This is a genomic window from Parabacteroides sp. 20_3 (assembly GCF_964238835.1).
GTDB classification, from domain to species: Bacteria; Bacteroidota; Bacteroidia; order Bacteroidales; family Tannerellaceae; genus Parabacteroides; species Parabacteroides distasonis.
This window is the reverse complement of sequence record NZ_CAXSNO010000010.1, coordinates 11,939-37,478: the sequence shown is the minus strand read 5'-3', so window position 1 is coordinate 37,478 and position 25,540 is coordinate 11,939. Positions and strand designations below refer to the sequence as shown.

Below are 25,540 nucleotides of genomic sequence, written 5' to 3'. Positions count from 1 at the left end.
CTCTTATTGATATAAAATTAATTGATTTCATTGATGCTACTTTTTTCCTTGTAAAGGATGATGCACCGGTTGATGATAAGATGTATCAATGCCCACAACAACATATTTAGTACCAATAACCAAGTAAGATTTAAAACCGGGGACAGCAGGATATTCATCCCTATGAAAAAGAAGGAGATTAACAGGACCGTCACCAATACCGTACGGACACGCATACCAGTCCGCAACAACTTATGATGGATGTGATTCTTATCCGGTAAGAAGGGATTCCTGCCTTTACGTAATCGATGCAACACCACACGGAAGACATCAAGAAGAGGAACCAGGAGCGTCGAGAATGCTATAACCATATAAGGGTTTGTCCGGACCTCCCCATCTGAATGTACGACACTTAGTTGTATTACCAAGAAGCTGAGGATATAACCGATCGTCAAGCTTCCTGTATCCCCCATGAAAAGTTTGTGCCCACGCTGAGCGTTGCCAAAAACGTTATAGAACCAGAAAGGTATCAATATACCTAACGTAGCTAACGCCAACAATGCATAAAAATAAGATCCGTTAGATATACAGATAGCCGCCAATACGGTAAGCGCGATACAACTCAAGCCGGAAGCCAAGCCGTCTATACCGTCAATCAGGTTAATAGCGTTGGTTATATAAACGACTATCAAAACCGTCAAAGGAATACCCACCCACGAAGGAAGCATATAAATTCCGAACAAACCGCCTAACGAGTTAATCCATGCCCCCGGCAACACCAATAGGATCGCCGTAAAAACCTGAACAACAAATTTGTAACGATAACCGACACCCACCAGATCATCTGCCACACCAATGAGATAAAGTAGCATACAACCACTGACCCAAAACAGTAACTCCAACAAACTTCGATCGGTTAGCAAACGAGCTATCGGAATCCCAACGCAATGGAACAGACCGATTATCAAACAGAGCGACACGAGTATCGCCGGGAAGAAAGAGATACCTCCCAAGCGGGGAACAGGTATGGAATGCACCTTACGCTCGTCGGGCTGATCAAACAATCGTTTCTTATAGGAGATCAACAAGATATTGGGGATAAGTATCAATCCCTGTAAAATGGATATCAAAAAACCACCTGATAAAAAAAGACCGGTCTCTATTATCGTTCTCATATTTTTTGAATAAAGCTTTGTGGGATATAGGAGGTCGCTACGGCACAGACCCCCTGAATGGCGACAACCAAACGGCTGTTTTTCTTGATCCGGCAGATATATCCTTCCGCCCCCTTGAATTTCCCGTCAATCACTCTCACACGTTCTCCCCGACAAAACTTGGTACTGTCAGCCCCCAAATATTCCATTCCTTTCTCGCCGGATGACGTGACCAACATGAAAATATTCATCTCCCGGTCCGGAATGATAAGTGGCACCTTTTTCAATTCCTTATCTCTTGTATACAGGATCACCTTGTCCGTGAATTGCCTCTGTATCTCCATCGCACGCAATGTCGTAGAATGAAAGAACAGGATTGAACTGATAATTGGTTTACGTATGATCTTTCTTACTCCATTCCGCATGACCACCGCATCCTCACAAGGGAAATAGCAATCGATATCATCCTTCTTGAGGGATTCCTCGATCTCAAAAACTTTGTTATAAAATACTTTTAGCGCAAACCAATGGTTGCCGTCAAGTGTTATTGTTTTCAATGAATTATACCGTTTTTATTCATGTACAAAGAGGATATACCTTCCATTCCTGTATTTCCTTATTTTTTGATTAAAGGATATACAGCAATCAAGGTTAATCCGGCTATTTTTATATAAAATTCCGAAATGAGGACCATTCCTGACTACAGTGAATGGGAAACCCTAACCCTATATTTCTACCGTTTCTTGGTAAGAAACAGTACAAATAGTTATTTATCTTATTATCAAATATATAATATATATATAAACTACTTTTTTACTCGGTTTACTCAATTTGATACTCGAAAAAAGATAAGGTTGTTGTCGAAAAAAGTATACACTCTCATTTTCCAGACCAGACAAAGAATAATAGAGAAGAAAACAATTAACGTATTTATATACGCTATTTGTTAACGAGTTACATCAACAGAGGATACAATTTATATCCAAAAATCCCCCCTTTATTTTTTTGTTTTGCAGATTATAATTACATTTGCGACGTATTTCTAAGATTTCTTACCAAGAGACAGTAGAATTTAGATCTTTTAAAATCCCATTATTCGCATTGTCTATCAACGAGTTATCCAAAGAGTCCAAATAAATAAGAGTTGTTTTCTCGGAGGTATGTCCCATTCCTGCGCTGATAACCGCAACAGGGATATTATGATTGCGTGCAGCGGTAGCCCAACTATGGCGGGGAGTGTATGAAGATAGAGGCAATGTCTCACCGATTAACTTCCCCAATCGCTTTAATTTCTGATTATGGTAATTCAATCCCGTTTGGTATTGCAAATAAGCCCGATCCGGATTTTCATCGGTAATGATTGGAAATACATAGGGAGTTTTCGAAGAGTCCGATAGATATCGTCTCAAGATCGCCTCTATACAAGGTTCAATACGCAACGTCAGGTTTTGACCGGTCTTATGGCGACAGTAAGTAATTACCCCTTTACCTATATTTTCTTTTTTCAAATAAGCCATATCCACAAACGCCATCCCTCGAGTACTATAGCTGAATACAAACAAATCCCGGGAGAGAGCCAAAGCCGATGAATAAGACAGGTCAAGTCTCTGCAATTTCAAAATGGTCTTTTCACTAACGGCACGTTTCGATGTCTTGGCGATCCCGGTATATACCTCATGAAAAGGAAAAGCTTGCTCCACAAGTTGCTCTTGTACAGCTTTATTATAAGCGGCACGCAAGATTCTCATATAAAATGAGCTACTATTCTTACTCACTCTCCTTCCCCATAGCCATTTCTCATATTTGCAAGCCGTATCGGAGTCTAATGCGGTGAGAGGTATATCACAATTCTCTAAAAAAGAGGAAAAGCTGTTCAATGTTCGTAAATAATTACGGGAAGTACTGAATTGACCGCTATCATGAAGGAGTCCAATCTCTTTTCTCAAATAGTCCAACATTCCGGTTTCAGTTTTTGGAGATCGAAATCTCCCGATCACATCGGACAAGGTGTATTCATTCCCTACAGCATCTAATTCCCGAATGATTTTCCGGATCGCAGCTAAGTCCGCATTTATTCGTTTCTGATAAGAAAAAATAGTTTTTTCATTGTCAGGCGTAACAACCAACTCTCGTTTCTCCCCATTCCACCAATGAGGAAATATCCGCATATCGGTAGTTATTTGCCTATTCTCCTGTCTGTGACAAAGTTGGTAACAGACAACACCCGCTTTGCCTCTCACCGTCGATGGACGAAACTTTACTTTTATTGTAGCCATACTTTTTTAAGCCAATTTTACACTAGCCAACCCGAAATGTCAATAGGTAGACAATAATAATTATCATAGAAAATCTATCATAATGTCCTCATTCAGGAGCTATTTAAAACATATGACTCACCCAAAAAGTTGTTTATAGGAGATATCTATCAGATTTTGCTAAAAAGATTGAATTTATGAAAAGAATAGTCTGCAACTAACACTTAATTATTTCGACGATATTCGGTTGGAGTGACCCCATAGCTTTGTTTAAAAGCCGTACTAAAATAACGAGCGCTGGAAAAACCGACACGGTCCGCTACTTCCTGAATACTGATATCCTTATGAGATGAAAGCAACCGAGAAGCCTCGACCATACGAAACCGAATCACATAATCACCAACCGAGACATCCGACAAATGACTGAACTTGCTATAAAGCGTCGTTCTACTCATCGCCATCGCAGAGGCGATAAAAGGCACATTCAAATCCGGATTACTCAAGTTCTCCCGAAGCAACGTATTCAATTTACACATGAATTGTTCGTCCGCATTGCTTGTCGCATCCTCTTTTGGAGAGAATAGACAACCGGACTCACGATAACGCACACGAAGTAGGTCTCGCTGTCTCAATATATTCCGTAGAATCACCAACAAGGAATCTATATCAAACGGCTTCGCCAAATAGATATCCGCCCCTGATTTATACCCCTCTACCGAACTTGCTTGATCCACCCTAGCGGTCAATAGAACCACAGGAATATGGCTAACCGCTACGTCGTTCTTGATTCGGTAACACAGCTCAAAACCATCAGTCCGAGGCATCATGACATCACTGATTACAATATCCGGCTGACATTGCCTCAAGATTTCCCAAGCCTCTTCCCCGTCTCCGGCTACAAAAACCTCCTTAAACTCTGCCTGCAAGACACCGAGTAAGTAGTTACGCAGCTCTATCTCATCTTCAACCACCAACAATGTATATTTAGCAAGCTCCGTATCTACCTGTACTCCGCACACATCTGTTTCCGGCATGTCAGTGCCCTTCACGCTTAAATCGATAACCCTATCCGGTTCCGCGGCAACAAACGCTTGCGTGAAAGGAAGGTCGAAATAGAAAGTGGCACCTCCATCCTCATTATTGTAAGCACCTATACTTCCGCCATGCAACTCTATAAGTTTCCGGGCATAAGCCAACCCGATCCCACTCCCTTTACGGTCGTGTTCACCTTGGTAAAAACAGGTAAAAAGACGGTTTATATCCACATGTCTCAATCCGATCCCCTGGTCCGCAAGGAAAACCCGCACATTCTTATCCATACGCTCCGTACCAATGACTAATGAGGTATCCGGATCGCTGAATTTCATCGCATTTATCAATAAATTAGATAAAACGACACGGCATTTGGAAGTATCAAAGGGTACTTTCTCTACTGAAGCATCCAACTGGAACCGCACAGAAATCCTACGGGCTTCGAATTCCATGATAAAATCATCCGTTACCGATCGTATCCAATCGTTAAGATCGTAAAAACGAATATCCATAACATCGCCGTTCGTATCAGACTTCTGGGCATCGAGCACCATATCGACGATCTCCCGCATCCGGCAAGTTTGCAACAACAAACCATCCAATTGCCGGGATACATCTTTATCCGTCACCTTTCCGGATTTCAGCAAACGTTTGAGCGGAGCATAGATCAAAGTAAGCGGCGTACGTAATTCATGGCTGATGTTCACCATGAAACGGACTTTTTCCTCATAAAACTTTCGTTCATGTTCTTTCATGGCCCAAGCAAGTTTCCGTTCTTTGCGTCGCATAACAGACCAGATCATCCCTCCAATTGCCGCAAACACAATCACCCCCATCGCAATCAGGAACCAAGCGCATCTCCACAAAGGAGGCTCCACATCTACTGCCAATAATCTCAAAGGAACACTCCAGTCTCCATTCTTCTTGCTATAGGAAACCCATAATTCATAGTTGCCCGGAGAAAGCGCCGGAAATGTAAATGCATGGCTTGAAGTCTCCAACAACTCCTCACGGTCTCCCTTGATGTAAAAACGGAATAATTTCTTCCGCATCAAATCCTTCTCTTTCACGATAACACTTAACCCAAAAGAAACATAATCCCACGGAATGGAAATAGCCTGTTCCCCGGATATACCATCGGGATGAATCGGAGCCCCATCTAAAGCCAAATTAATCATGCTTACAGAAAAATCCTCTTCCTCATGAATGTCATAGTCGGGCCGTATCCTAACCAGCCCTTCCACCCCAGAAATATAAATATTACCGGAAGAAGCCTCAAAAGCAGGTTCCGGAAGAAACTCACGTGTAAAGACACCGTCAGATTCCCCAAAAACGATTACACGCTTCTCATCCGGTACATACGCATACAACCCTTCATGAGTACTTATCCAAAGGCGATCAGAACGATCAAACGCAAGAGACGTTACCCCAATAAAACGATCCTGATCAACCGTGTCCAATCTTTCCGAGAGACGGTCATAAACATATAGACCGGAAGATGTCCCCAACCAAAAACGGTTATCTTTATCTTGTTTTACCGCAAGTATCGTACCGATATCCTCATTCCTCACAAATAACGGACGTAGTTGCTTATGCGGGATATCCAACACATACAAAGCTGCGGAAGAACTTATGTAACAAGAATCGCCTTGTATGAAACGGGGTGCAAGCAAACTTTGCGGTAACAGATCTTCCGGTAAAGGCTCAAATTGTTGTTTCCGCCGATTATACACAGACAAATGATTATCGGATAAAAGACAAAAACAGTCCTCGTCTAAAGGAAATAAACGAATCGAATTACCTCGTAAGAATAAATCCTTTCGCACATGCCCCCAATTTAACAAAAACTCCCGGCATTCTCCTGTATTTTTATTAAAATGATAAAGCCCTACACCAAACAAAGATAACAACAATTCCGAATCGCTATACGGCATGATAGACACCACCTTCATCCCCGCAGTCTGAGGATATTTCCGGAAAGTCTCTTTTTGCGGATCAAACAAATCAAGACCTCCCCCATCCGTTCCTATCCAGATTTTCCCATCACGATCTTCATACATGGAAGTGACCGACTGAAAACTCAAACCGTAAGAAGCCCCGGGAGGAGCATCCCGATAAGTCGTCATAAAAACAGGTTTGATGCCGATCAATCCTCCCCTGATACTGCCCGCCCAAACATTATCCTCATCATCGATATACAGACAGGCGAAAGAATTTACCGGCAACGAATGGCGATCGCCCGGAAGATGCATAATCGCTCTTACGGTCTTATTTTTGTAATTATATATATTGATACCACCTCCGTCCGTCGCCAGCCAAAGTTCGCCATCTTTCTCGCACATATCTTGCACGATATTATGAGTCAATCTCTCCGGGGTTTCCAAATGCTCCTGCAATCTCCCCTCTCGATCATAACAAAAAACACCTTTATTATAGATAGCCACCCATATTCTCTTGAATGAATCTATATACATGGAGGGGATATTCCCTTTGGGGATAAACGACACACGTTCCATATCTCCGGTGTCTAGCGAATACCACCAAAGCCCTTTTTCCAGAAAAGACAGTATGACCTTCCTCTCTTTTTCGTCATACAAATAAACATAATTAGGCGAAAATTCAAACGGACTTTCCTTGAACTTACACCGGATCATTTTCTTTTCCGCATAGGAATAACAAAAAACACCTTGCTTCCCTAAAAAATAGATTCCTTCCGGCATGAGGAGGCTACAAGCAGCGACCAAAGGTTGACCGTCTATTTCCTGACGTACAAATTTTCGAGTACCACGATCGAAATATGCCAATCCGCGACTAGTTCCTACCCAAACATTCCCCTCCGCATCTTCCTCTAAAAAAACAATATCATTATAAGGAAGAGAATTCGGATTCTCTCTCTCCTCCTGATAAACGGTTATTTTTTCCCTATCGAAACGATTCAACCCAAACCGGGTACCAATCCACATAACACCTCTTTCATCTACCAGTACACATTTCACGGAAGACTGCGATAATCCGTTTTCCAAAGAAATTTGTTTAAAATAATACTTAGGAGCTGCATAAAGAGACTCCGCTAAACACACAAAAAACAGCAATAGATATAATTGTAAAAACCTCCAAAATACTCGCATAGTTGTATATCACCCATTGTTCGGCAAAAATACTAAATCGTCCGAAATATAAGGCTTGCAGAGTCTAAAAAAACGTTTTTTGAATTTTCACGGACGATTTTGGACCCAAGAAAATATCCTTAAAGCATAGATTTGCAGCAAGTGAAAAATTAAACAAAAAAGCATATCATTAAAAATTATTCTTATGTTACGTACAACGGGTATATATTTTATTATTTTGGTTATGATACTTGTAAAATGTTTCCTTCCGGACGAAAAACCGGAGATCATTCCTTTCCCCTTGCAAAGTGTATCAGACAAAGGTGATTTCACATTCAACAAGGCAACCCTCATCAGTGTAGAAAATGAAAAACAGGCTATGATCGCTCGGGAGTTGACCGATCTATTCACGCTTTCCGCCGGATTCACCCCGGAAATAAAAATACAAGACAAACGAGCCAATATCATATTCCGCACAGACAGAGAACTAGCGGCCGAACATTATAAACTGAATATAGCCCCCTCTTGTATTCTAATAAAAGCATCCGGACAAAAAGGTTTCTTTTACGCAATGCAAACCTTACGTTTTCTGCTTCCTCCAGCAATAAACAGCCAAACTCAGGTAGAGAATATTCAATGGAACGTACCGGGAATGACCATACTAGATGGCCCCCGATACAGCAATCGGACCGTGGCAATACACACACCTTTCACTCTCATCTCGAAGGATAATCTCAAAGAATTGATCGATCACCTAGCCATGTTAAAAATAAACAGACTTCATTTCACACAAGAAGTTCATGATACGACACCTGAAGGACAGCAAAAAATGAAGGATATGAACCTGTATGCTAAATCCAAGAAGATCACGATCTCAAACGGGACAACACACACCCATGATATCATATCGTATCTCCCGTTCCAAGCAGAGCGACTTATCTGGAAAGCAAATATCTCCGATTGCGATGAGGATAAGAAAAGGTTATTCCAATATTTAGCGCCCATCGCAGAAAGAAGCTGGTCTGGTAATTTGTTAGCCCATCGCCTCACGCAAGATATCGATCAAGATAGGCTTCAATCCGCTTACGAAACATTCCACGGCGATCACCATCAGTATCAATCCCATCAAACGCATCATCACGTTATTTCCAGTCTCTCCCAATATACGTACCAGCCGGGTAGAAGCTTGCAAGATCAAGAATGTGATAAAATAGACCAATGCGATTATTCCGATCAACGTACCCTTTAAGGTGAATGTCGAAGCGTCATCCATAAGCATGATTGCGTTGGCGATCGCTCCCGGACCACACAACATCGGAATCGCCAGAGGAGTAATGGATATATCATCCGCATAGGTTTTCACCTCTTCCTCTTTCAACTTTGCGTTGGAATAGCGTGCCTGAAGCATATCAAACCCGATCTTGAAGATAATAAAGCCGCCAGCTATGCGAAAGCCGTTTGAGGAGATACCAAAGAACTTAAACAGGAACTGACCGGAGAAAGTAAAAACCATCAAGGTGATGAACGACACGATCGTGGCCCTTCGGACAATCGCTTTCCGTTCATGGTCATTCATACCATTGGTCATGGTCAAGAAAACCGGCATCGTACCGAGTGGATTGGTCAACGTAAAAAACGAAGTGAAACATAATAGGGCGAAAGGTAACAAGTCTTCCATATCAATAATTTTTTAATTGGCTAATGTGCCAATATGCCAATTAGTTGAAGAGAGAATGATTGGCACATTGGTACATAACATATTATCACATTATTTACTCATCCCAGACCAAATAGGCTGAGACCAACCAATGATTCAGCTTATTCCCATCCACTTCTGCCGCTTCCGGAATACTCACCGTCAGCGTATGATGGCCGGGTTGGATATCTTTCAACGCTACCTCTTCCGGTATCACATCCGATCCGGGACACCAATTAGAGCGGGAAAGATCCGAAGACGCCAAGGGTTCCTCTACTTCTTTCTCCGAATATCCCTTCTCGGTGATATAGGAAGCCAGACGCTTTCTCAACCAAACCCCGGTAGCCGGATTAAAACGACGGAAAGAAGCGCAGTCCGTACGCCAAGGAACAAAATCCAAGACTGGAACTCCATCAACGGAAACAATATTCTGTTTTTCCACGAACTCATCCCCGCCGGAATGACCGCCATGTCCCGTAACGATATATTTCAGACGGACATCACGTGCGCCTTGAGGAATATCAAAATCCAATGACACGTCCTTCCGGGCGAATATATCCGGATATTCCTGCCCGATATAATAAACCGTATTCATCAACGGCTCTACATGTTTCTTCGGCAAAGCGTCGCAAGTCAGATCGGACTCATCCACATCAATCGTCATGCTTGCGACGTATCCTTCCGGTGTCCATGTATCGATAAAGATTCCAACATAAGCACCACCTTCCAAAAGAGGATACAAATCGGTTATGTCTTGCTCCCAGCTTACGCTATCTTCCCAATGGTCGACATACACCGGTTTACGATGTTTCGTCAAGCTATCCTCGGGACTACTGTAATGCCCTACTCCGAACGGAGTCATGAAACGCATCAATTCCACGGTAGGTTGATAATCCGTCCCGGGGATGATACCGATCATCTTCTCCAGTTTCACGCTATCCACCGCAGGAAACTCCTTCTCGCCTTTAGCGATATTCAACAAATTAATGCCCGAGGCATTTGGCAATACAAAACAAGACCCGGATTTATCCCAGCGATCTCCATTCGAAGCTACCGTAACCCGGAGTTTGACGGAAACGTTTCGCTTATATTTCGGCAATGTTACCTTCTTCAAGATAATACGGCCATTCACCAAATGATAGATACTGTCCGGTCCCGGAGCGTTAAAAGCGGCGGGATATACATCCGGAGCGAAACGTATGCGGGTATCATTAAATACCTGTACGGAATAATCTCCCATCGACGGTAATTCTTTATGTCCGCAAGAAGCGGTACATAGAAAAACTCCCGTCAAGGAGACAAATAAAGCCAATTTTTTAATCATTTTGTCTAGAATTTAGTAAGCTCCTTAATAAGCTGCTTTTGTCCGGCAGTCTTATCGGCGTGCGTACAAGGACCGGTCACACAACCGCCCTCGCAAGCCATCACTTCTATAAACTGCGCGGGAGCCTTTCCGGTTTTAGCGTAAGCGCGTAATAATGCCACATTTTTCTTTGTCAGGTTGGCTACCTGCACGGCATTTACGTTCTCGTCCTTCAAATAAACCTTAACGGCGTTGATCACACCACCACTTTGGGCGAAGCCATGCGCCTCACGGACAGCGTTAAATAATACGGAGAAAGGCTGGGCCTCCTCGATCTTGATACCCAATCCCTCCAATACGGAACCTACTTCCTCAAACGTAAGTGTAAAATCCACGCACGGATCTAGTTTCACCTCTTTTCGTTTCGCCACGCACGGGCCAACAAACACGATCTTCGCATCCGGATATTTTTCCTTCACGATACGGGCCGTATAATACATCGGAGATCCAGTAGAAGAGATGTATTTCTTTAAATCCGGGATATGTTTCTCGGCCAATTGCACGTAAGACGGACAGCAACTAGTGGTCATGAACGGTTGTCCTTCTTTCAATTTCTCGATCAATTCTTCCGCCTCATGACGGGTGGTTTCCATAGCGCCTTGCGCCACCTCGACCACTTCCTCGAATCCCAAGGACTTGATAGCGCCATACACTTTTTCCTTCGGAGCGCTAAACTGAGCTAAGATAGACGGAGCGACAATCGCTACCATCTGTTCCTTATTCCGCAAGCGTTGCAAGATATCGAATACTTGCGAGATCTCGAAGATAGCACCGAACGGACAAGCATTCACACATTTACCGCAATATATACATTTAGACTCGTCGATATGCTCCACCCCATACTCGTCCTTGCTGATCGCCTTAACCGGACAAACTTCCTCGCAAGGGATCGGGATATAAACGATGGCATGGTACGGACAACTTTGGTGGCATTTACCACAGCTGATACAAGTTTCATGATCAATCTCGGCCTGACCGTTTTTCTTGAATCGGATAGCGTCCTTCGGGCAGTTCATATAACAACTACGAGCCACGCAACCCCGGCAAAGATTCGTGATCTCATAATTCACGGAGACACAAGAGGAACACGCCTCATCCACTACACACATGATATTTTCCTTCTTATTCTCCGAGCGGAACAAGGCACGCTTCGCATACTCTGAAAGCGGTGTCAACTCATCTTCCTCGTCCTGCATATCAAAACCAAGCAAAGGCAAGGTTTTGTATTTCCAGACGGCACGTTCCTTATGTACACAGCAACGGCCCCTCACTTTCGATTTTCGGGGACTCAACTCGATCGGCAAGCGATCAATTTCTTCTAGAAGACGGTTTTCTTTCCAGAGCTTTACTAACTTCGCCAGCAATCCGTGACGAACAATCATTACGTTGTTGGTAAATGCCATAATGTTATCGTATTTGTGCTTTTAGTATATCGTATATCGCATCACTTCTTTACAAACGCGAAGGTAAATAAAAGTTTCTAAACAGAAAGAAAGCTTTCTTTAAGAATTATCGAAGCACTATGAATATCTCCGCCAAACGGAGGATTTAATTTAGACAAGACAAGTTCCACCTCCGTGATCTGTGGAAATCTCTCTTTCAAAGCCTTCAAGATACGCCCCGCCGCGTGCTCGAGAAGTCTCGAGGGGATAGCCATTTCTGCTTTCACGGTTTCATATACTGTGGCGTAATTGATCGTATCGCTTAAATCGTCGCTCCATACCGCGTTCTCCAACGGAGCTGTCAGTATCAAATCTACGATAAAAGTATTCCCAACCCGGGTCTCTTGGGGTGCCACGCCATGATAGGCATAGAATGTCATCCTTCGTAATTCAATCTTTGTTGTCATAATCTTTTAATTTATCTGTAAATGTATAGAAAGTAAACCTTCCTGCAAAAAAATAGTCTTATATTTGTCAACCAAGTAACAACACATTATGATGGGAATAAAACAAAAAGATGAAAATTCCGCAGGCGGATTACACAACGCCTTGGCTGCGGGGACAACGATAAAGGGTAATATTATCACAGAGACAGACTTTCGCTTGGATGGAAAAGTAGAGGGAGATATCAGTTGCAACGGCAAGATCGTTATCGGCCCCAAAGGTAGCGTAACAGGCAATATCGTATCCGAGAATGCTGAGATTCTCGGTGAGGTAGATGGCTCCGTAAAAGTAAGCGCAAAGCTTATTCTAAAATCAACAGCAATTATCAAGGGAGATATATATACCCAATCCCTAGAGATCGAACCAAACGCACGGTTCAACGGAGCCTGCTCGATGTGTTCCGAGAAAAAGAAAGCAGACAAATAGACTGAGGGCCGCACTTTTCGATACGGCCCTTAGTCTTTCTTATTTTCGTCCAGCCTCTTTTATCAACGAGACTATCTTATTATTCAGGTTATCAGCCTGTAAAAGCTGTTCCAACGTAATATGCATCCGGTAGCGCCAATAATGCGTTGAATTCGCAGGAACGTTAATACGCTCGGATTCTATATCCTTCCGCTTGATAGAATCATCCATAGCAAACCAATCCTGCAACGGAATAATCGTCAGCATGGAACGAGTCTTCAAATGATTAGAAATAATCTGGGCAACGATTTCAGCCGTACATTCATCCGGGGCCTCACCGATCCGTTGCAATACATGGTTGTAATAACGCTGTGTCTTCTCCGTATCTTCTTTCCACCAATTACGAAGAGGAGTCATATCATGTGTAGAAGTCGTACAAACCGAATGATAAGGCAGATTGAACATATCGGAAAATTCCCGCTGTGGGCTCTTCGGCATACGCTCAATCTCCAAGCTTAGTATTTGCAACTTATTCATAACCTCGGGAACAGAGGCGGGGATCATACCGAGATCCTCTCCACAAACCAACATCTCCGTGGACGCAACCAACGGTGTCAAACGCTTAAACGCTTGCGCCTTCCAAAAATCATTATGGCGATGATAGAAGAAATGCCAGTATAACTGATCGAACGCATAACGGTCGGAACCACTCAATTCCCGATAGATATAGGATTGATTCGCCGAGATCCGGGGATGAAACTTATCGGTCTCTCTTGGGTCACGAAGAAATAATACCTCATTCGCAATCGTAAACAGGCCATTCTTGATCCGTAGGGAAACAGGATCCGCCTTATCCGCAAACAACGCCTCAATCTTCCTTTGCGTATCACAGAACGGTTTTAACACATAATGCCGGGAGGAGGATTGTGCCAAATAAGCACCTATCACCTCTTCTGTATTTTCCTCAAACAATTCCGATAAGAATTGTCGATTGATATGTGGGGTCGTGAAACGAGACTCGTTAAAATTCAATCCATACTGCTCGATCTCTTCTCTCGAGAACGGCAACGCTGGATTGAAATGACCACAAAGCCCTTGCACATATTCACAAGGAACCTCCCATATTCGGAAAAATCCCAAGATGTGATCTATACGGAAACAATCGAAATAATCACTTAACTTAGCGAAGCGTTTTTTCCACCAAGAGAAATTATCTTTCTCCATCGCATCCCAGTTATAAGTCGGGAACAGCCAGTTCTGACCGTTCATGGAAAAGTCATCGGGGGGAGCACCCGCTTGACCATTCATATTAAAATATTTCGGTTCCGTCCAAGCCTCTACACTAGTGCGGCTCACGCCAATGGGTAAATCACCTTTCAATACAACTCCATTCTTACGGGCATAATCCGATACCGACTTGAACTGGTTGTGCAATACATATTGCAAGAAATAAGAGAACGAGATCTCCGGCCATGCGTCACTATCTTCCCGGCATAGGGCGCGAACACGTGTCTTATTGTAAGTAGAATTACCTTGCCATTGAGAGAAATCCGATGTCCCATAACTTTCCCGCAAGAAGCAATAAGTAGCGTAAGGCATCAACCATGACTCATTTTGCGCCAAGAACTCTTTAAACTCCGGCGTATCTAATACGGCCTTACCCTCCCCTGCGAAATATTCTTGACAATAACCCAATTTATATTTCAGTACTTCCTCGTAATCAACCGTATCTTTTGCGTTTAATTCTTTTTGCTTCCCTGCATAAAAAGCAGCTCTCTCCGGATCTTGCAAGGTCCCCAAAGCCGATAAATCCACATACATGGGATGAAGGGCATAAATAGAAATAGCGCTATACGGATAGGAATCCACCCAAGTATGGGTCATCGTCGTATCATTCATAGGTAATACTTGAATGATACGTTGGTGCGTCTTTCTAGCCCAATCCACCAACATGTGTAAATCTCCCAAATCACCTACTCCAAAGCTCTTTTCCGAGCGCAAGGAAAAGACGGGGATAACCGAGCCGGCACAACGCCATAACGGTAAGCTATCCCGGAAGTAAAGACCAGATATAACAACGGTCTCACCCTGTTTCTGGGGAACAAGACTTAGAATACGATTCTCATCACTCTCCCAATACAAAGGTTGACGGGAATCATTATCCCAAACCAAAAATTTATATTCTAAAGGATACCGTATCTCCGCAGCGTCTAAATCAATATGCCATTCCGGGAAAGTATCGCAACTCAGCAATAAAGCCTTGTCCGGATGCCAGTTACCTAAGCATTCTTGATTTCCAGTAATGGCTACACACTGATTCTTTTCCACCCGGGGAGCGGATATCTTTATCACCAATTTTCTTCCACTTCTAACGACCCTCTCATGTGTATTGCAGGGATGAGCGAATAAACTTTTGGTGAAAGCCGAAGAATAAAAGGCTAGATTATCCGGACGGATTTGCCAATAATCATAAAGGATGTAAGAATCAGATTGTCCATCCAATACAATCCGGTGATTCTTCTCCCACTCCTCAAAGATCTGCTTATCATTAACACTTAAGAAATATCTATATTCTATATCTTTTATATCGGGTGGAAGATCCAGTTCCAGTTTCCAGTTTCCATCCCCAGAGTAATTCATCTCCTTAGCCAAAGCAGGTTCCCAAGAGCCTAATTCCGGTATGGAGCCCACTACACATAACTTCTGTCCCCAAACGGTATGGAAGTTTATATTAAAAGTGACTTTCATGGTATATAGATTTAGTCAATTATTTAACCGCATTTAGAGGCTCCGCAATTCGTGCAGATCAAACAACCTTCTTGATAAATCAAGGTCTCCAACCCACAGTTCGGACATTTCTGCCCTTTCGCTTCCATGCCGTTCGGTAAATATTTCTTCAAGGCCCGTTCCACGCCATTCTTCCAAGTATTGATAGACTCGCTATTCAACTCCATACCCTGTACCAGTTTTATAACCTGATCGATAGGCATTCCGTAACGGAGCACACCGGAAATCAATTTAGCGTAGTTCCAATATTCCGGATTAAACTTGCCATCCAAGCCTTCGATTGTCATTTTATAACCGCGTTTATTCTTGAACTGGAAGTCGTAATGCTTATTACCATCCTCATCATAGCTCTTGATGATCGTACCTTTAGAAACGTTTTTAGGTAACATGATACCCTCGTCATCATCGGCCAAACCGGTAAAGATCTCATACGGACGGCCATTCAACAAGCCGACGAAAGCGATCCATTTCTCACGGTTATTCTGGAATTTTACCACATCCGCATCCAATTCACGAGGACGGGTAGATACGATAACCGGTGGTTGCATGCAGTTGCAATCCTCTTTTTTCTTCTTTTTATCTGTCGCAATCAAGACACCGGAACGAGAACCATCTCGATAAACAGTACATCCTTTACATCCGCATCTCCATGCCTCAACATACAAAGAGTCTACCAACTCCTCACTTACATCGTTCGGCAAATTGATCGTTACGCTGATAGAATGGTCCACCCATTTCTGAATGCGTCCTTGCATACGGACTTTTTGTAACCAATCGACATCATTGGAAGTCGCTTTATAATAAGGAGACTTAGCAACTAGCTCCTCCACTTCTTCTTGTGTATATTTCTTACTTGCCGAATAACCATTCGCTTGCATCCACGTTACAAACTTATGATGGAATACGATATACTCCTCGAAAGCGTCGCCTGTCTCATCCACGAAATCCACACGAGCCTCGGAATCGTTCGGGTTTACTTTGCGGCGGCGCTTATATACCGGCAAGAATACCGGCTCTATACCGGAAGTGGTCTGTGTCATCAAGCTAGTCGTTCCCGTCGGAGCGATTGTTAAGCAAGCGATATTACGACGGCCGTATTTCAACATATCCTCATATAAAGCAGGATCAGCCTCACGCAAACGGTTGATGAACGGATTTTTTTCCTCACGCTTCGCATCGAATATCTCAAAGGCACCACGTTCTTTCGCCAACATTACGGATGAACGATAAGCGGCCAAAGCTAATGTCTTTTGTATAAGTTCCGCACAATCGGTTGCTTCTTCTGTTCCATAACGCAAACCTAAAGCGGCAATCATATCGCCTTCCGCCGTAATGCCCACACCTGTACGGCGTCCTTGCAAAGTCTTTCGTTGGATCTTTTCCCACAAATGACGCTCTGTTTGTCTTACCTCCATGGATTCCGGATCCGAGTCGATCTTAGCCAAGATCATCTCGATCTTCTCCGACTCTAAATCAATAATATCATCCATAATCCGCTGGGCCAAACCTACATGCTTCTTGAACAAATCATAATCGAAATAAGCGTCCGGAGTGAACGGATTTACCACATATGAATATAAATTGATCGCTAACAAACGGCAACTATCATACGGACAAAGAGGTATCTCGCCACAAGGATTCGTGGAAACCGTACGGAACCCCAGATCCGCATAGCAGTCTGGTACAGACTCACGTAAGATCGTGTCCCAGAATAGCACACCCGGTTCAGCGGATTTCCAAGCGTTATGAATAATTTTTTTCCATAAGCCAGAAGCATCGATATCCTTCACATAAACGGGAGAATCCGAATCAATTGGATATTGTTGCTTATAGGTACCGCCATTAACCGCGGCATTCATGAAATCATCATCAATCTTCACAGATACATTTGCACCTGTAACCTTACCTTCCGTCATCTTAGCGTCGATAAACGCCTCCGAGTCCGGATGTTTAATAGAAACGCTCAGCATCAAAGCTCCACGACGGCCATCTTGGGCCACCTCACGGGTGGAATTCGAATAACGTTCCATAAACGGAACCAACCCGGTAGAAGTCAACGCAGAATTCTTAACCGGAGAACCTTTCGGGCGAATATGCGAAAGATCATGGCCTACACCACCACGGCGCTTCATTAATTGTACCTGTTCTTCGTCAATACGAATAATCGCACCATACGAATCCGCTTGCCCGTCCAATCCGATAACAAAACAATTAGAGAGTGAGGCAATTTGATAATCATTGCCAATTCCCGTCATCGGACTTCCTTGCGGAACGATGTAGCGGAAATGATCAAACAGGTCGAAAAGTTCTTGTTCCGACAACGGATTCGGATACTTTTTTTCCACACGGGCAATCTCACTTGCCAAGCGATGATGCATATCATTCGGAGATTCCTCATAGATATTTCCAAACGCATCCTTCAAGGCATATTTATTTACCCATACTTTAGCGGCGAGCTCGTCACCGGTAAAGTAATCCAATGAAGCCTTAAACGCTTCGTCAAAAGTGTAAGTTTTACGATCCACAATTATTATATTTATTTTGCGACTGCAAGTTTACGCATACTTTACCAGTTATCCAAATTACCCTACGTTAAAAAGAATACTTATTGAAAAGTTTTCCAAAACCAAACTCGCAACCCCACATTTTCAACTACTTAAACAAAACTAAGCATCAAATAGTTTTCCAAAAAGAAAACTTAACACTTATACGGATCTTCCAAAACAAAGAAGGACGCCTCTTTAAAGAGACGTCCTTATCCTACTATATAGGGATTCTTAATTTAGTTCTTGAGCAAGACCTCGATTTCCTCTACGGAAGACCGGAAAGACTTACTAGTCTCAATCTGGTCTTTGATCGTCTTACAAGCATGCAAGACCGTCGCATGGTCTTTCTTTCCTACGATCTTTCCAATATGGGAAAAAGAGGAGTCCGTATATTTTTTCGCCAAATACATCGTGATCTGACGGGCTTGCACGATCTCACGTTTACGGGAATTAGTCTGGATAACCGATTGCTCCAAGTTGAAATACTTGCAAACGATCTCCTGAATCATCTGTACGGAGATCTGTTTCTTCTCCAACCGAACCGCTTGGCTAACCACACGTTTCGTCAACGGCAGATCGATCTCACGATTATTGATAACCGCATTAGCCATTAAAGAGACGAGAATACCTTCTAAGTCACGGACATTCTCCGTCACATTATTAGCGATAAAGTTAAAGACCTCATCCGGAATCATGATTCCGTCATGGTTGATCTTATTCTTCAGTATCTTTTTACGTAGATCCAGATCCGGACGGCTCAACTCAGCCGTCAATCCCCATTTTAAACGGGTGATCAAGCGCTCTTCCATCCCTTGCAAATCCACAGGAGGTTTATCAGAAGTCAAGATAAGCTGCTTACCTAACTGGTGCAGGTGGTTGAAAATATGGAAGAATGTATTTTGAGTCTTATCCATACCGATCAACTCCTGTATATCATCCAACAGCAGCACATCGATATTTTGATAGAAATTCAAGAAGTCATTAGTCGTATTCTTACGGATAGCATCTGTAAACTGTACCCGGAACAAATGCGAAGATACATATAACACTTTCTTTTCCGGATGCAACTCCCGGATACGGGTTCCGATCGCATGGCATAAGTGAGTTTTACCCACTCCTGACGGACCAAAAATAAACAACGGGTTAAACGTAGTCTTTCCCGGATTCTGGGCAACAGCCTCACCCGCCGTACGAACCAGCTTATTGCTCGTACCCTCGAAATAATTATCAAAATTATACTTCGGGTTCAACTGAGGGTCCAAATCCTGCGGAGCAGTCGTCATAAATGGATTCGGAGCCTTGTTAGCGTCCTTGGGAGTGACTTTCTTTACAGCGGTGGAAGCATTCTCCGCCGGATAATCAACCGTACCACCAGTTGTCTTATCCACCATGATACGGTAGTTAAGAATGGTTCCTTGACCGATTACACGATACAATGTAACTTTCAAAACATTAACATACTTCTCTTCCAGATACTCATAGAAGAATTGACTAGGCACCTGTATGGTAAACTTCTTGTCTTCGTATGATAACGGAACGATAGGTACGAACCATGTGTCAAAAGCTGCCTTAGGCACAATATCCTTTATGACCGCAAGGCACTTATTCCACAATGTTTGATAATCAGTCTGCATGTTTTCTTTCTCTCCCACTAATACTTTTTACATTCGGACTACAAAGTTTAGAAATTAATTCCGAAAAAAAAAGTGCTATTTTGTTTGGTAAATATGAATTTTCAATATCCCTTTTAGATTCAGATAGTTACTAATACCTATCTGATTTACTGCTATTTAGATCGACCAACGTTCAAAAACCCTTTATTTTAGAGACCTCTACAAAAGCGTAAACGCTGACGTCCGGTGACGGAATAAGGCCTCAGGAAGTATCTATCTCACTTTACCTAAAGGCCTTATGCGTATAATCAGCAGGAGTCCCCTAACTTTTTGTCTAATTAGAATGATTCTAAATAACGTCTTTTATACTATGATTTTTTAACATAATCAAAAAACAGAGAAATGGACGTATCTTTTCGGATTCTCCCTCAAATCTAGCAATAGCTTGGAGGCGTTGTCCATCGTGCTGTTCAGATTATCATACAATCCTTTGTCGTTCAACAATAAGCCGATGCTATTATCCGTCGAGTTCAATTTATCCGTAGTCAACTTCAAGTTCGCCAAGGTCGCATTGATGGAATTGACCGTTGTAGCCAAATCCAATTCTTTCAAGTTGGCGCTCACCTCCGAGAAATTATCCGTCATCGTCTTCAAGTTATTCACGATACCCGGTACATCCTTACTCAACATCTGATTCAACTGACGGGTAGACACCTCTAGGTTGCTAGTCGTTTTTTCGATATGATTCAAGGATTGAGCCAAGGCCGGATGAGCGATCAAGGTTTGCAAGCTACCCAAAATCGTGTCGATCTTCGGCAAAAGGTTCTCAACGCTTGGCAAGATCTTCTCCTGTACGGATTGCATCATATCCTCTTCCATTCGTCCCTCGAGCGTAGAACCCGGCTTCAAAAAGTCATCCACGTAAGTGTTCAAATGAATATGCAACTCAGCTCCGCTTAAGAAAGTATTGACAACCGCTATATAACTTCCCTTATTCAGCCTCATCTTATCTTCCAAACTAACCTCAACGATGATCTTACCGGTCGTATCATAGTCATAAATAATATCACGAACCAATCCCACCTTAAAACCATCCACAAATACAGGGCTGGAAATCGTCACCCCCTTTACGTTGCTGAATGATACGTAGTAATGGTTCACCGGTTGAAACAGGTTAATACCCTTCAGATAATTAATGCCTAAATACAATAACGCCAGACTTACGATCGTCACAAGTCCGATCTTCGCCTCTTTAGTGAATACACTTTTCATTTCCTTTATTTATAATGTATAATTTATTCCTATATCATTAATATTTCACCTTCTTCCCATCCTTAAAAGCGATGATGAAGGCATCTTTAAAATCCTTAGCGATCGTTCGGCGCATCTTCCGGATCGAGTTAAAATCCGAAGTCTCGCCATACGTGTATTTATAGATACCTTTCTCCACATAGAAATCCACGTTCTTGTACCCCTTAAATAACCGGGAGTTCGCAGGAAGCTTCTTATTGGAAGTCAAGAATTGTATCTTATATATAACCTTTCCTTTCGTGTTCCTGTTCACGGAAGTGGTAGAAGAAACTGAGGTTTTCTGTCTTGTGGCTTGCTGTTTTTTATTTAAGATATCAGCCTCGCTCCCCGGAGGCGGAGTTTCCTCATTCGCTACGGGAGCAGCGACAACTCCGGAAATATTTCCTTTACGACGATCGTAATTCTTCTTATATTTGCAAAAAGCATCGTACAACGCTTCCGCCAATTTATTTTGTCCGGCGGCGGTTCTCATGAACTGCTCTTCTTGACGATTCGAGATATACCCCAACTCGACCAGAACACTGGGCATGCTCGTTTTGCGAAGCACCAAAAAACCAGCCTGTCTTACGCCACGGTCTACCCGCTTACAAGCCCCGAACGATTTCTGTATCTCGGAAGCCAGACTAATACTTTGCTCCATATGCTTATTCTGCATAAACTCGAAAATGATATATGACTCCGAAGAGTTCGGGTCAAATCCCTCATACCGTTGTTGATAATTATCCTCCAACAAGATCGCTGAGTTCTCGCTCATAGCCACCTCTAAGTTCTCTTCGCTACGGGCCAAACCCAGCGTATACGTCTCCGTACCTTGCACGGTACTTCCACGCTTTACGGCATTCGTATGGATAGACACGAAAAGATCCGCCTTATTCCGGTTCGCTATATTCGCACGTTCGTCCAACTCGATAAAACGATCCGTCTTACGAGTATAGATCACACGCACATCCTCCGCATTATTCTCTATCAATCGACCCAATTTTAAGGCGACAGCGAGATTTATCTCCTTCTCATTAATATTCGCCCCTCTAGCGCCCGGATCCTTCCCGCCATGCCCAGCATCGATCACGACCGTAAAAGTCTTCTCTCTCGCCTGAAGTCCGGGCAAGAAAAAAAACAACGCAAATAGCAAGTTAATATATAGAAAAGACTTTTTGCTCACTTTCTAAAATTATTGCAAATTCGGGAACAAATGTAGCGCTTTTTTGCTGATTGACAGATGTCTTTTTTTATAATTAAAACAAAAAAAGAGGGCAGTTTCGAAACTACCCTCTTTCATGATATATTAAAGTATCTATTATTCAGAAACAACCTCGAAAGGAACCTCAACGGAAACCTCTTTGTGAAGTTTCAAAACAGCCTTATAGCTACCTACTTCCTTAACAGACTCCTTGATATAGATAATCTTACGATCGATATTCTCGAAACCAGCCTTAGCCAAAGCCTCAGCAACTTGGATATTCGTTACAGAACCGAAGATCGTACCTGTAGAGCTAGTCTTAGCGCCAATCGTCAAAGCTACACCCTCTAACTTAGCGGCCAAAGTCTGAGCGTCTTCCTTGATCTTAGCCAATTTGTGGGCACGTTGCTTCAAGTTCTCAGCCAATACTTTCTTAGCAGACTCTGAAGCGATCACTGCCTTACCCGTGGGGATTAGAAAGTTACGTCCGTAACCGTCTTTTACTGTTACGATATCGTCTTTGTAGCCTAAATTCACTACATCTTCTTTCAAAATAACTTGCATATTCTGTCTCCTCTTAATTAATTATTTCATCAAATCGGTTACGTAAGGAAGCAAAGCCAAGTGACGAGCACGCTTTACAGCCTGAGCTACACGACGTTGGAACTTCAAGGAAGTACCAGTGATACGACGCGGAAGGATCTTACCTTGCTCGTTCAAGAATTTCTTCAAGAATTCAGGATCCTTATAATCGATATACTTGATACCGTTCTTTTTGAAACGGCAATATTTTTTCTTCTTAACGTCTACTGAAGGCGGAGTTAAATATCTGATTTCTGATTGAGTTGCTGCCATAATTAATTATTCTCCTTTACTGTTTCTTTAGATGATTTCAGATTTCTTCTCTTAGCTGCATATTCTGCGGCATACTTGTCTTGACGGAAAGTCAAGAAGCGGATCACACGCTCGTCACGACGGAAGTTCAACTCCAACGTAGCGATAACACTAGGATCTGCCTTGAATTCAACCAACTGGTAGAAGCCTGTTGTCTTCTTGTCGATAGGATAAGCTAACTTGCGCAAGCCCCAGTTCTCTTCATTCACGATCTCAGCTCCTTGAGCTTTCAGAAGGTTCGTGAATTTCTCTACCGCTTCCTTCATCTGAGCGTCAGACAAAACGGGAGTCAAAATGAAAACGGTTTCGTAATTGTTCATAAAACGCTGTTTAATATTGATTAATAAAAAATTTTGCGGTGCAAAGGTAGTGATTATTTCGTAACTGACAAACAAATACATATTATTAAAAAGAAAAAACTTTCGCTTAACCTATTTTAATACAAAAAAAATCCACACCCACTCATTCGGGATTCTTTTTGCCCGTCTAAAGGTAAAAACATTTTCTTGACATAAAAAGAAAAGAACCGTATCAACAAAACAAGAATTCATTTCTTGATTCCATTAATACGGTTCTCCAATCCTAATTTTTACCAACACACAATATTTACACAAGTTCTTTTTTCCATGCAATCTCGACTCCTTCTTTTTGAATCCATTGCTGGAAATCCGTTAGCATATTCTTATCGCTGCGAATAATACGAGCGGATATTTGCTTTTTACTGGCATAGGTAATTAATAAACCTACAGCTTCTCCTATTCCCCACTCTACTGGATGGGTACGATAACACCCATTTGTTATGTGAGTCGTCCCTATATTTTTACATGCAGGGAACAAATTATTTACCCGCTGTGGTAATAAAGCACCTAACGGTATTTGAAAACGAAGAGAGTTGAAATCTATATAATTGTCTCCTCCACAAGAAGGATGCAAATCTATATGATAATAACCAATACCAACACTATCATAAAATGCAGCAGCAGTTGTTTCTCCTGATATCAACTTCCTATTCTCTTCGCCCACATGCTCCTCTAAAATTCTAAATTCCGCTTTAATGCGGCGTGACTCCCTTATATAAGGATATTTAGCCATTCCATCTTTCGTACCAAGCAAATTTTTACGGAGCCTTAATCCCTTCCAACCAACACCACCATCTGGTCGTGGGGCTTCAGTCTGTAGCCAATATAACAATGAAAGATTCAAAGCTTTTGCGGCATCCACATGCTTCTGAAATTCATTCTCGGGCACATCTATAATATTCCCTAACATATAATCATTCTGAGGCCAATTAACAAGAGTCGTGCTCCCTTGGTAAGTACCTGGAAGAAAATTATGCTGATCTATAATTCTACGATACATCCAAAAGTTAAAAGCATCCGTTGGTGTTCCATCAGGAATACAGACGGCATGATTAGGTTTTAATGTAGATGGTGTCGGATAGGTCATACTCAACAATTTACCCGGCCATGCAGGAGTTAAATTTGGTATATAGTTAGCCCAAAACGTATAATTATCTGGCTTATCGATTGTCCAATCTTCTCCCGGTATGTATTCCATCGCAAAACAAACAGTAAAAGCCTGATTATTCAAAGGATTTGACTGCTTAGCAGCATGCAGCTCTTTTGTATCTTCTTGCGACTCCGAACCTGTTACATATTCAGTCTTCGTCAGTGGTAGTAAATCACCACACTCTGTCGCATCCACAAAATAGGGAGCGGTCAAGGTTACAAGTTCTCCATTTTGTCTATCTCGTACAGTAACAGCTAACACTTCATCTCCCTGCACATCGGAACTTTGAGCCTTATGATTTAACAAAATTTGTAATTTTCCCGCACTAACATAAGGCATTAGCATTTCCATCAAGACCTCCACAGAAACCATCGGTTCATGGCATATTTTAGATACACCACCATTACCCGGATTTAGATATGGATTATTACGAGCCGCCTCTGTTAAATGATAATGATACCGATAAAAATCACGTATTTTATTTCTATACATTCGATAAGATGCGGTAGCTCCACCAGACTCAATCCATTTATGTTCGTCTGGCGGTACACCTTGCTGGGAAACCTGTCCACCAATCCAATCCGTTTCTTCCGTAAGAATTACATTCATACCATTTCTACAAGCGGCTAACGCAGTCGCACAACCGCCCATTCCTCCTCCAACAACCACAATATCAGCTTTCATTTCCTCTACTTTCGCTCCTCCTTCAATCGGCATGGAAGAGGAAATCTTATTCCCTTTTTGGCAAGCTGTCACAAGAGGAAGCAAAAGCGAGCTTCCTCCTGTCAATAAACTATAAGTCAAAAAATCTCGTCGTTTCATA

The 25,540-nt window shown here is 42.5% G+C and carries 18 protein-coding genes and 1 pseudogene; 2 read left to right on the top strand and 17 right to left on the bottom strand.

Annotation, left to right across the window (positions count from 1 at the left end; genetic code table 11):
• Positions 1–17: 17 nt before the first annotated feature.
• The 4 genes from ACESPU_RS18890 to ACESPU_RS18875 all read right to left on the bottom strand — a co-directional run bounded on the left by ACESPU_RS18890 (position 18) and on the right by ACESPU_RS18875 (position 7,548).
• The gene (locus ACESPU_RS18890; RefSeq protein ID WP_005865505.1) at positions 18–1,154 is read right to left on the bottom strand and encodes an MraY family glycosyltransferase; all 1,137 of its coding nucleotides are present in this window, start codon (positions 1,152–1,154) and stop codon (positions 18–20) included.
• Positions 1,151–1,690, bottom strand: a complete 540-nt coding sequence (locus tag ACESPU_RS18885) for a UpxY family transcription antiterminator (protein ID WP_005855111.1) — start codon at positions 1,688–1,690, stop codon at positions 1,151–1,153. The genes ACESPU_RS18890 and ACESPU_RS18885 overlap by 4 nt, the downstream gene beginning before the upstream one ends.
• A 495-nt stretch (positions 1,691–2,185) precedes the next feature.
• Entirely contained in the window at positions 2,186–3,409 is a 1,224-nt protein-coding gene (locus tag ACESPU_RS18880) for a site-specific integrase (RefSeq protein WP_005865498.1), read from the bottom strand.
• Between the two features lie 203 nt (positions 3,410–3,612).
• Positions 3,613–7,548, bottom strand: a complete 3,936-nt coding sequence (locus ACESPU_RS18875) for a two-component regulator propeller domain-containing protein (protein WP_057326795.1) — start codon at positions 7,546–7,548, stop codon at positions 3,613–3,615.
• A gap of 184 nt (positions 7,549–7,732) precedes the next feature.
• Here ACESPU_RS18875 and ACESPU_RS18870 point away from each other — a divergent pair.
• Positions 7,733–8,134 (top strand): annotated as a pseudogene (locus ACESPU_RS18870) (glycoside hydrolase family 20 zincin-like fold domain-containing protein); the annotation flags it as partial.
• A gap of 426 nt (positions 8,135–8,560) precedes the next feature.
• Here the strand turns inward: ACESPU_RS18870 and ACESPU_RS18865 are convergent.
• From ACESPU_RS18865 to folB, 4 genes are all read right to left on the bottom strand, one after another.
• Positions 8,561–9,205 carry a MarC family protein gene (locus ACESPU_RS18865; protein ID WP_005865493.1) on the bottom strand — a complete coding sequence of 215 codons (645 nt, stop codon included), beginning with the start codon at positions 9,203–9,205 and terminating at the stop codon, positions 8,561–8,563.
• A 94-nt stretch (positions 9,206–9,299) separates the two neighbouring features.
• Positions 9,300–10,547, bottom strand: coding sequence for a PNGase F N-terminal domain-containing protein (locus ACESPU_RS18860; protein ID WP_048928347.1), 1,248 nt, complete (start codon positions 10,545–10,547; stop codon positions 9,300–9,302).
• A gap of 5 nt (positions 10,548–10,552) precedes the next feature.
• Positions 10,553–11,989: a monomeric [FeFe] hydrogenase gene (locus ACESPU_RS18855; RefSeq protein ID WP_005855092.1), complete on the bottom strand. Its 1,437-nt coding sequence runs from the start codon at positions 11,987–11,989 to the stop codon at positions 10,553–10,555.
• 77 nt (positions 11,990–12,066) lie between these two features.
• Positions 12,067–12,435, bottom strand: a complete 369-nt coding sequence (folB, locus tag ACESPU_RS18850) for a dihydroneopterin aldolase (protein ID WP_005855090.1) — start codon at positions 12,433–12,435, stop codon at positions 12,067–12,069.
• 91 nt (positions 12,436–12,526) lie between these two features.
• Here folB and ACESPU_RS18845 point away from each other — a divergent pair, with 91 nt between their 5' ends.
• Positions 12,527–12,898 carry a polymer-forming cytoskeletal protein gene (locus ACESPU_RS18845; protein ID WP_005855088.1) on the top strand — a complete coding sequence of 124 codons (372 nt, stop codon included), beginning with the start codon at positions 12,527–12,529 and terminating at the stop codon, positions 12,896–12,898.
• 39 nt (positions 12,899–12,937) lie between these two features.
• Here the strand turns inward: ACESPU_RS18845 and ACESPU_RS18840 are convergent, their stop codons facing one another.
• From ACESPU_RS18840 to ACESPU_RS18800, 9 genes are all read right to left on the bottom strand, one after another.
• A complete protein-coding gene (locus ACESPU_RS18840; RefSeq protein ID WP_158532754.1) occupies positions 12,938–15,625 on the bottom strand; it encodes a 4-alpha-glucanotransferase in 2,688 nt (895 codons plus the stop codon).
• A gap of 23 nt (positions 15,626–15,648) precedes the next feature.
• Entirely contained in the window at positions 15,649–18,189 is a 2,541-nt protein-coding gene (locus tag ACESPU_RS18835) for an adenosylcobalamin-dependent ribonucleoside-diphosphate reductase (RefSeq protein ID WP_005855085.1), read from the bottom strand.
• A 257-nt stretch (positions 18,190–18,446) separates the two neighbouring features.
• Positions 18,447–19,844 carry a chromosomal replication initiator protein DnaA gene (gene dnaA / locus ACESPU_RS18830; protein WP_008774487.1) on the bottom strand — a complete coding sequence of 466 codons (1,398 nt, stop codon included), beginning with the start codon at positions 19,842–19,844 and terminating at the stop codon, positions 18,447–18,449.
• 366 nt (positions 19,845–20,210) lie between these two features.
• Positions 20,211–21,095, bottom strand: coding sequence for an MlaD family protein (locus ACESPU_RS18825; protein WP_005855082.1), 885 nt, complete (start codon positions 21,093–21,095; stop codon positions 20,211–20,213).
• Positions 21,096–21,132: 37 nt separating this feature from the next.
• Positions 21,133–22,296 carry an N-acetylmuramoyl-L-alanine amidase gene (locus ACESPU_RS18820; protein ID WP_048928349.1) on the bottom strand — a complete coding sequence of 388 codons (1,164 nt, stop codon included), beginning with the start codon at positions 22,294–22,296 and terminating at the stop codon, positions 21,133–21,135.
• A gap of 135 nt (positions 22,297–22,431) precedes the next feature.
• Positions 22,432–22,878, bottom strand: coding sequence for a 50S ribosomal protein L9 (rplI, locus tag ACESPU_RS18815; RefSeq protein ID WP_005855078.1), 447 nt, complete (start codon positions 22,876–22,878; stop codon positions 22,432–22,434).
• A 21-nt stretch (positions 22,879–22,899) separates the two neighbouring features.
• Complete coding sequence (gene rpsR, locus ACESPU_RS18810; RefSeq protein WP_005637107.1) at positions 22,900–23,169, bottom strand: 30S ribosomal protein S18; 270 nt, start codon at positions 23,167–23,169, stop codon at positions 22,900–22,902.
• A gap of 2 nt (positions 23,170–23,171) precedes the next feature.
• The gene (rpsF, locus tag ACESPU_RS18805; protein WP_005865478.1) at positions 23,172–23,528 is read right to left on the bottom strand and encodes a 30S ribosomal protein S6; all 357 of its coding nucleotides are present in this window, start codon (positions 23,526–23,528) and stop codon (positions 23,172–23,174) included.
• A 286-nt stretch (positions 23,529–23,814) separates the two neighbouring features.
• A complete protein-coding gene (locus ACESPU_RS18800; RefSeq protein WP_048928350.1) occupies positions 23,815–25,539 on the bottom strand; it encodes an FAD-dependent oxidoreductase in 1,725 nt (574 codons plus the stop codon).
• Between the last annotated feature and the right edge of the window lies 1 nt (position 25,540).